Annotated in this window: 8 protein-coding genes; 6 read left to right on the top strand and 2 right to left on the bottom strand. The window is 68.4% G+C overall.

What is annotated here, in order from left to right; all coding sequences use genetic code 11:
• Window positions 1-3: 3 nt before the first annotated feature.
• Both FPZ12_RS33950 and sdhC read right to left on the bottom strand, forming a co-directional pair.
• Window positions 4-420, bottom strand: a complete 417-nt coding sequence (locus FPZ12_RS33950; protein WP_144760481.1) for a succinate dehydrogenase hydrophobic membrane anchor subunit — start codon at window positions 418-420, stop codon at window positions 4-6.
• Window positions 417-872, bottom strand: a complete 456-nt coding sequence (gene sdhC, locus FPZ12_RS33955; RefSeq protein ID WP_144760483.1) for a succinate dehydrogenase, cytochrome b556 subunit — start codon at window positions 870-872, stop codon at window positions 417-419. Before sdhC ends, FPZ12_RS33950 begins: the two co-directional genes overlap by 4 nt.
• A 387-nt stretch (window positions 873-1,259) precedes the next feature.
• On the opposite strand from sdhC, the gene FPZ12_RS33960 reads away from it, so the two are divergent.
• The 6 genes from FPZ12_RS33960 to FPZ12_RS33985 all read left to right on the top strand — a co-directional run bounded on the left by FPZ12_RS33960 (window position 1,260) and on the right by FPZ12_RS33985 (window position 7,986).
• On the top strand, window positions 1,260-2,363 hold the full coding sequence (locus FPZ12_RS33960; RefSeq protein ID WP_144760500.1) for a BMP family lipoprotein: 1,104 nt from the start codon (window positions 1,260-1,262) through the stop codon (window positions 2,361-2,363).
• A gap of 74 nt (window positions 2,364-2,437) precedes the next feature.
• The gene (locus FPZ12_RS33965) at window positions 2,438-3,967 is read left to right on the top strand and encodes an ABC transporter ATP-binding protein (RefSeq protein WP_144760487.1); all 1,530 of its coding nucleotides are present in this window, start codon (window positions 2,438-2,440) and stop codon (window positions 3,965-3,967) included.
• On the top strand, window positions 3,964-5,055 hold the full coding sequence (locus FPZ12_RS33970; RefSeq protein ID WP_144760491.1) for an ABC transporter permease: 1,092 nt from the start codon (window positions 3,964-3,966) through the stop codon (window positions 5,053-5,055). Before FPZ12_RS33965 ends, FPZ12_RS33970 begins: the two co-directional genes overlap by 4 nt.
• Window positions 5,055-6,329 (top strand): ABC transporter permease, encoded by a 1,275-nt coding sequence (locus FPZ12_RS33975; RefSeq protein ID WP_144760494.1) that lies wholly within the window; start codon window positions 5,055-5,057, stop codon window positions 6,327-6,329. The genes FPZ12_RS33970 and FPZ12_RS33975 overlap by 1 nt, the downstream gene beginning before the upstream one ends.
• Window positions 6,326-6,721, top strand: coding sequence for a cytidine deaminase (locus FPZ12_RS33980; protein WP_243770176.1), 396 nt, complete (start codon window positions 6,326-6,328; stop codon window positions 6,719-6,721). The genes FPZ12_RS33975 and FPZ12_RS33980 overlap by 4 nt, the downstream gene beginning before the upstream one ends.
• Window positions 6,718-7,986 carry a thymidine phosphorylase gene (locus FPZ12_RS33985; RefSeq protein WP_150980612.1) on the top strand — a complete coding sequence of 423 codons (1,269 nt, stop codon included), beginning with the start codon at window positions 6,718-6,720 and terminating at the stop codon, window positions 7,984-7,986. Before FPZ12_RS33980 ends, FPZ12_RS33985 begins: the two co-directional genes overlap by 4 nt.
• Window positions 7,987-8,224 lie beyond the last annotated feature (238 nt).

Below are 8,224 nucleotides of genomic sequence, written 5' to 3' on the forward strand. Positions count from 1 at the left end.
GTATCAGCTGGTGATGTTCGGGTCGAACGTGAAGATCACGAGCGTGCCGACGAACAGGATGATCGCCATGGCGACGTACAGCACGATCTTCAGCCAGAAACGCGTGACGTCCTTGCGCGCGTAGTCGTCGATGATGGTGCGCAGCCCGTTGCCGCCGTGGATCTCGGCCAGCCAGAGCATGGCCAGGTCCCAGAACTGCCAGAACGGCGACGCCCAGCGGCCCGCCACGAAACCGAAGTTGATCCGGTGCACGCCGCCGTCGAGGATGTTCATGATCAGCAGGTGGCCCAGCACCAGGATGATCAGCGCCATCCCGGAGATGCGCATGAACAGCCAGCTGTAGAGCTCGAAGTTGTTCCGCCGGGCCGCGGGGCGCCGCGGGGAGCGGGGCTTGTCGAGCGCCAGTGCTTCCTGGGTCACGACGCGTCACCTCCGAACATGATCGAAGCCGTCCGCCAGAGCATCGCGATCGCGCCGGGGATCATCACGACCACCCAGACCACGACGATCGTCCACAGCATCGGCTTCTGGTACTTGGGGCCCTTCGACCAGAAGTCGACGAGCATGACCCTGATGCCGTTGAGCGCGTGGAACAGCACCGCGCCGACCAGGCCCACCTCCATGAGGTTGACCAGCGGGGTCTTGTAGGTCTCGATGACCGAGTTGTAGGTGTCCGGCGAGACGCGCACCAATGCGGTGTCGAGTACGTGGACGAACAGGAAGAAGAAGGTGAGTACCCCGGTGATGCGGTGCAGGACCCAGGACCACATGCCGGGGTCGCCCCGGTAGAAGGTCCCCTTCCGGCGCGAGGCACCCCGATCGCTCTCCTCCACCGCCGCGGAATCGGCGGCAGGGCTAGCCGTGGTGGACATCGGTGAACGGCCTCCAACGTCGTGGTTGGACTGTGCCCGGTGGCATGAATACGTCAACGAGCTTGGATAAACGGATGCTAAACCCGCGCGCGGATACCCACTCAACCTCGGGTTGGCTCGTGTGATCGACCAGACACACTCCGCGTGGTGAGGATCACTCCACCAGGTGATGCATACGTGCTGTGACGGTCCGGCTGCGCTCTCGACGCCCAAGCAAACATTTAGGTTACGGGCCGTGGCAACCATATGGCGGTTTGCTCACACGACGGTACGGTTCGCCAGTCGAGCCCGGTATGTGCCGGGCTGGGGCTCGGGTCCGCTGCAAACCAGCGGGGAGGGAGAAAGAGCGTGCGTAGAACGCGTGCCGTAACGCTGGCCGCCACCGCCATGGCCGGGGTGCTCGTGCTGGCGGGGTGTGCCAAGGATTCCGGTGGCAGTGGGAGCACCAACAACGCGTCCGGGAACTCCGGCTCTTGCGTGACCGCGACCGCGCCGAGTGCGGCCGCCGCCGCGACGACGTCGAGCTCCGCGGGCGCCAAGGTCGACGCCAGCGCGCTTCGCATCGGGCTCGCGTACGACATCGGCGGGCGTGGCGACGCCTCCTTCAACGACGCGGCCGCGGCCGGCGTCGACAAGGCGAAGTCGGACCTCGGCGTCAAGGACGTCCAAGAGAGCACGGCTTCGCCCACCGAGGACGAGGCCGCCAAGGAACAGCGGCTGACCCAGCTCGCCACCAACGGCTACAACCCGATCGTGGCGGTCGGCTTCGCCTACGCCGAGGCCGTCGGCGCGGTCGCGCCGAAGTTCCCGAACATCAAGTTCGCGATCATCGACGACGACTCGGTGGTCCAGCCCAACGTCACCCCGCTGGTCTTCGCCGAGGAGCAGGGCTCGTACCTGGTCGGTATCGCCGCGGTGTACAAGAGCAAGAACTGCCACATCGGCTTCGTCGGCGGCGTGAACACCCCGCTGATCCAGAAGTTCGAGGCCGGCTACATCGCCGGGGCGAAGGCCGCGTCGAGCAAGGTCCAGATCGAGGACCAGTACCTGACCCCGGCCGGTGACAACACCGGGTTCCAGGACCCGACGAAGGGCAACGCCAAGGCCGCGGCCGAGATCGCCGCGGGCGCCGACGTGGTCTACCACGCGGCAGGCGCGTCCGGTAAGGGCGTGTTCCAGGCGGCGAAGGCGGGCAACGCGCTCGCCATCGGTGTCGACTCCGACCAGTACAACCAGCAGACGGTCGCCGAGTACAAGGACGTGATCATGACGTCCATGCTCAAGCGGGTGGATGTCGCGGTCTACGACTACATCCAGGCCGTCGCTTCGAACAACCTCTCGGCGCTGCCCAAGCGGTTCGACCTGAAGGTCGACGGCGTCGGCTACGCCACCTCGGGCGGCAAGATCGACGACATCAAGCCGGTGCTCGAGGGCTACAAGCAGCAGATCATCTCCGGCCAGGTCACAGTTCCGACCACGCCGACCAAGTAGGCAGGACACCTCGCGTGCGGGGCCCGGGAAGGCGATCCCTTCCCGGGCCCTTTACGCCATCTGCGGGAGAGAAATTGTCTGAACCACAACCCGTGGTGGAGCTGCGTGGCATCACCAAACGGTTCCCCGGCGTCGTCGCCAACTCCGATGTGAACCTCACGGTCAACGCCGGTGAGGTGCACGCGGTGTGCGGCGAGAACGGCGCCGGGAAGTCCACCCTGATGAAGATCCTCTACGGGATGCAGCAGCCGGACGAGGGCACCATCACGATCAACGGCGAGGAGATCCGGCTGCGCAACCCGCAGGACGCGATCCGCGCCGGGATCGGCATGGTGCACCAGCACTTCATGCTCGCCGACAACCTGACCGTGCGGGAGAACGTGCTGCTGGGCGCGGAAAGTCTCAACGGCATCGGGCGCAAGGCCAAGGCGCGGCTGGCGGAGCTGTCCCGGCAGACGGGGCTCAACGCGTCGCCGGACGTGCTGCTGGAGAGCCTCGGCGTCGCGGACCGGCAGCGCGTGGAGATCGTGAAGGTGCTCTACCGGGGCGCGAAGATCGTGATCCTCGACGAGCCGACCGCGGTGCTCGTCCCGCAGGAGGTCGACGCGCTGTTCGACACGGTGCGCGGGATGCAGCAGCAGGGTTTCACCTTCATCTTCATCTCGCACAAGCTCGACGAGGTGCGCGCGATCGCGGACACCGTGACGGTGATCCGGCGCGGTACCACGGTCGGCACGGTGGACCCGAAGAAGATCAGCTCGCGCGAGCTGGCCGAGATGATGGTCGGCTCCGAGCTGCCCAGCCCGGAGACCCGCGAGTCCACGGTCACCGACCGGGACGTGCTGCGCGTGCAGGATCTGCGGCTCAACGCCGAGGGCAGCGATCGCGCGGTGCTCGACGACATCTCGTTCTCCCTGCGAGCCGGGGAAGTCCTCGGTATCGCCGGGGTCGAGGGCAACGGGCAGACCGAACTCGTCGAGACGATCATGGGGATGCGCAAGGCGCACGCGGGCCGGATCGAGCTGGTCGACGCCGAGGGCAACGCCCGCGAGCTGACGAAGCTGGGCACGCTCGCGCGGCGCGAGGCGGGGATCGGGTACATCCCCGAGGACCGCACCCGGCACGGCCTGTTGCTGACACAACCGTTGTGGGCCAACAGGATTCTCGGTTACCAGACCCGCGAACCGGTGTCGCACGGGCAGTTGCTCGATATCGCGGGCGCGCGCAAGGACACCGCGCGGATCGTCGAGGAGTACGACGTGCGCACGCCGGGCATCGAGGTGCCCGCGGCGGCGCTCTCGGGCGGTAACCAGCAGAAACTCGTGGTGGGCCGGGAACTGTCCGGGAATCCGGTGCTGCTCATCGCTTCACACCCCACCCGCGGCGTGGACGTCGGGGCGCAGGCACTGATCTGGGAACAGATCCGCGTGGCCCGGCACGAGGGCCTCGCGGTGCTGCTGGTGTCCGCGGATCTCGACGAGCTGATCGGGCTGTCCGACACGATCCGCGTGATGCTGCGCGGCCGATTGGTCAGCGAAGCCGATCCGGCCACGGTCTCCCCGCAGGAGCTGGGCAGCGCGATGACGGGGGCGGAAGCGGCATGACTTCCTGGCGTACCAAGGTTCTCCCGCCGGTTCTGGCGATCGTCTTCTCGCTTCTGATCTGTTCGGTCGCGCTGCTGATCTCGGGCTCGGACCCGCTGCAGGCGTACGGCACGATGATCAAGCAGCTCGGGCAGGGCACCACCGCGGTGGACACCGTGAACCTCGCGACCGTGTACTACCTCTCGGGCCTCGCGGTCGCGATCGGGTTCCAGATGAACCTGTTCAACATCGGCGTCGAGGGCCAGTACCGGTTCGCGGCGGTGGTCGCCGCCATCGTCGGCGGCGCGGTGCACCTGCCCGCGGTGATCCACGTGGTCGTGATCCTGCTGGTCGCCGTGCTCGGCGGCGTGGCCTACGCGGCCATCCCGGCGATCCTGAAGGTGACCCGCGGCGTGTCCGAGGTGATCTCCACGATCATGCTGAACGCGATCGTCGGCGGGATCGTGGCGTTCCTGATCAACCCGGACCAGTTCGGCGTGCTCACCGGCAACAACCTGCGCACGCAGATCATCGACCCGACGGGGCGCATCCCGGGCATCCCGATCGGCGACGCCACGCTGTTCGGGTTCGTGATCATCGCGGCGGCGATCGGCTTCGGCTACTGGTTCATGCTCAACCGCAGCCGGTTCGGCTTCGACCTCAAGGCCAGCGGCGAATCGAGCACGGCGGCGGCCGCGGGCGGGGTGAACGCCAAGAAGATGACGCTGATCGCGATGCTGCTCTCCGGTGGCGTGGCCGGCCTGGTCGCGATGCCGGAACTGCTCGGCCGCGACTACAGCTACGCGATCACCTCGACCCAGGGCTACGGCTTCACCGGCATCGCGGTCGCGTTGCTCGGCCGCAACAACCCGGGCGGGATCGCGCTCGGCGCGCTGCTGTGGGCGTTCCTCGACAAGTCCGCGGTGTCACTGGAAACGGTCAACGTGCCCAAGGAGATCGCGACGATCATGCAGGGCGCGATCGTGCTCTCCGTCGTGATCGCCTACGAAGTGGTGAAACGGGCGGACCTCGCGGCGGCGCAACGTCGCGTCGGCCGGGCGTTCGGCAACGGCAAACCGGCTTCGGTCGCCGAAGGGGGTGCGGTCTGATGGCGCTCGACACGGCGAGCCAGTCCGGCGACGCGATGACCATGCCCACTCCGCCTTCGCGGCGAAGGCTGCCGGGCTGGGCGCGCGGCGCGTTGTGGGCCGTCGGCGTGATCGCCGTGCTGTCCACCGCTTCCTATGCCACCGGCGTGAACACCCTGACGTCCACCAACACCGCGCAGACGGCGCTCCGCCTGGCGCTGCCGATCCTGCTCGCCGCGCTCGGCGGGCTGTGGTCGGAACGCGCCGGTGTGATCAACATCGGGCTCGAGGGCATGATGATCCTCGGCACCTGGGGCGCGGCTTTCGGCGCGCTGCACGGCGGGCCGTGGGTGGGCCTGCTCGCGGCGATCGTGTTCGGCGCGCTCGGCGGGCTGCTGCACGCGATCGCCACGGTGACGTTCAACGTCAACCACATCGTGTCCGGTGTCGCGATCAACCTGCTGGGGCTGGGGATAGCGAAGTACCTGTCGACGTTGATCTTCCAGCCGTTGTCCGGGAACCCCCGGCAGTCGCCGACGGTGGACACCTTCGACACGTACTCGGCGACGTTCCTCTCGGATTGGCTCAGCAACCTGGAAAAGCAGCAGCGCGTGGGCATTTCGGACGCGGCCGGCCTGCTCAACGGGCTGGTCACCGGGGTCGCGCCGCTGACGATCATCGCGATCCTGCTGGTGCCGGTGAGCTACCTCGTGTTGTGGCGGACGCGGTTCGGCCTGCGCCTGCGGTCCTGCGGTGAGAACCCGGTCGCCGCGGAGTCGCTGGGCGTGAACGTCTACGCGTACAAGTACATCGGGGTGCTGTTCTCCGGTGCGCTGGCCGGGATGGGCGGTGCCGCTTTGGTGCTGCTGCAAGGCGGCGGCGGTTACCTGGAGAACCAGACCAACGGGCGCGGGTACATCGGCCTCGCGGCGATGATCTTCGGCAACTGGCGGCCGGGCGGGCTGCTCGGCGGTGCCGCGCTCTTCGGCTACGCCGATGGTCTGCAGTTGGCCGGCGGAGGCAAGGCGGTGCTGGCGCTGCTGTACGGCGCGGTGCTGCTGCTCGGCGTCATCGTTGTGGTGCAACTGTTCCGCAGGCAGTGGATCGCCGCGGGGATCGGCGTGATCGGCGCCGGGATCCTGTACTGGATCTACTGGGCGAACGACTCGCTGCCCGGCGACCTCATCCCGTACACCGCGCACGTGGTGACGCTGATCGTGCTGGCCGTCGCGTCGCAACGACTACGACCACCGAAGGCCGACGGGGCGCGTTACCGGAGAGGTGAAGGGGATTGACCACGTCCACTGTGGACTGGGATGCGCTGCGGACAGCGGCTGTCGAGGCCGCGCAGCGGGCGTACGCCCCGTACTCGGGACTGCTCGTCGGGGTGGCCGGCGTGGTGGACGACGGCCGGGTGGTCGTCGGCTGCAACGTGGAAAACGCCTCGTACGGGCTGGGTCTGTGCGCGGAATGCACGATGGTGGGCCAGCTCCGGCTGACCGGCGGCGGCCGTCTGGTGGCGGTCGCCTGCCGGTCGGGTTCCGGTGATCTGCTGATGCCGTGCGGCCGGTGTCGCCAGTTGCTGTACGAGCACGGCGGACCGGAGTGCGTTGTGGACACTCCCTCCGGGCTGATGCCGATGTCGGGCGTGCTGCCCGACGCGTTCGGCCCCGGTGATCTGCCGTGATCACAGCCGTGGACGTGATCCGCGCGAAGCGGGACGGCGGCAGGCTGAGCGAGGAGCAGATCGCCTGGGTCGTCGACTCCTACACGCGCGGAGTCGTCGCCGAGGAACAGATGTCGGCGCTGGCGATGGCGATTTTCCTGCGGGGTATGGACGCGGGTGAGATCAGCGCGTGGACCGGCGCCATGATCGATTCCGGGGAATGCCTGTCACTGAGGGTGAATCGCCCGACCGTGGACAAGCATTCGACCGGTGGCGTCGGCGACAAGATCACGCTCCCGCTGGCTCCGCTCGTCGCCGCGTGCGGGGCGGCCGTGCCCCAGTTGTCCGGGCGTGGGCTCGGCCACACCGGCGGCACGCTCGACAAGCTCGAGTCGATCCCCGGCTGGCGGGCCGAGCTGTCGACGGACGAGATTTCCCGGCAGCTCAACGAAATCGGCGCGGTGGTCTGTGCCGCGACCGAGGGCCTCGCGCCCGCCGACAAGAAGCTCTACGCGCTGCGGGACGTCACCGGCACCGTCGAGTCGATCCCGCTGATCGCGAGCTCGATCATGAGCAAGAAGATCGCCGAGGGCTCGGCCGGTCTGGTGCTCGACGTGAAGACCGGGTCCGGCGCGTTCATGAAATCCCTTGACCAGGCAAGGGAACTCGCGCGCACCCTGGTCGCGATCGGCACCGCGCACGGCGTCGCGACCACGGCTCTGCTGACCGAGATGGGCACCCCGCTGGGCCGCGCGGTCGGGAACGCCGTGGAGGTCGCCGAGGCGGTCGAGGTGCTGCGCGGTGGCGGGCCGGCGGACGTCGTCGAGCTGACCGTGGCGCTGGCGCGGGAGATGCTGGCGCTGGCCGGTCTTTCGGCGGACCCGGCCGAGGTGCTCGCTTCGGGCGCGGCTTACGAGACGTGGTGCCGGATGATCGCGGCGCAGGGCGGTGATCCGGAAGCGCCGTTGCCCAAGCCCCGGCATGTGCACGTGCTGGCGGCCCCGGCCGATGGCGTTCTGTCCGGTTTGGACGCTTACGCCGTGGGTGTCGCCGCGTGGCGCCTCGGTGCGGGGCGTGCCCGGCGCGAGGACCCGGTCCAGCACGCGGCGGGAATCCTCTTGCACGCCAAGCCGGGGGACAGGGTGACGGCGGGGGAGCCGTTGCTGGAACTGCACACGGACACACCAGACGCGGTCGCCGGTGCACTCGAGGCACTGGACGGCGCGGTGCAAGTAGGCCCACCCCCCGAGCGGCTGCCATTGGTGCACGAGATAGTGCGCAGCTAGCCCGCTCACCCGCTCGCCCCCGTCTTTGCCGCCCCGCCAGCGTGTTGGCCCCTCCCGTTGGTGTGTTGGCGGCTCGCGTTGGTGTGTTTGCCGGTCCCGTTGGTGTGTTGGCCGCTCGCGTTCGTGTTTCTGCCGTCCCTGCTGGCGTGTTTGCCGCGTTGGCGTGTTGGCCGCCGCCGTCGGTGTGTTTGCCGCCGGGGCGGGTTTTCGGAGGCCGCGCGGAGCGCGGCCTCCGAGG

The sequence above is a fragment of the Amycolatopsis acidicola genome, assembly GCF_007713735.2.
GTDB classification, from domain to species: Bacteria; Actinomycetota; Actinomycetes; order Mycobacteriales; family Pseudonocardiaceae; genus Amycolatopsis_E; species Amycolatopsis_E acidicola.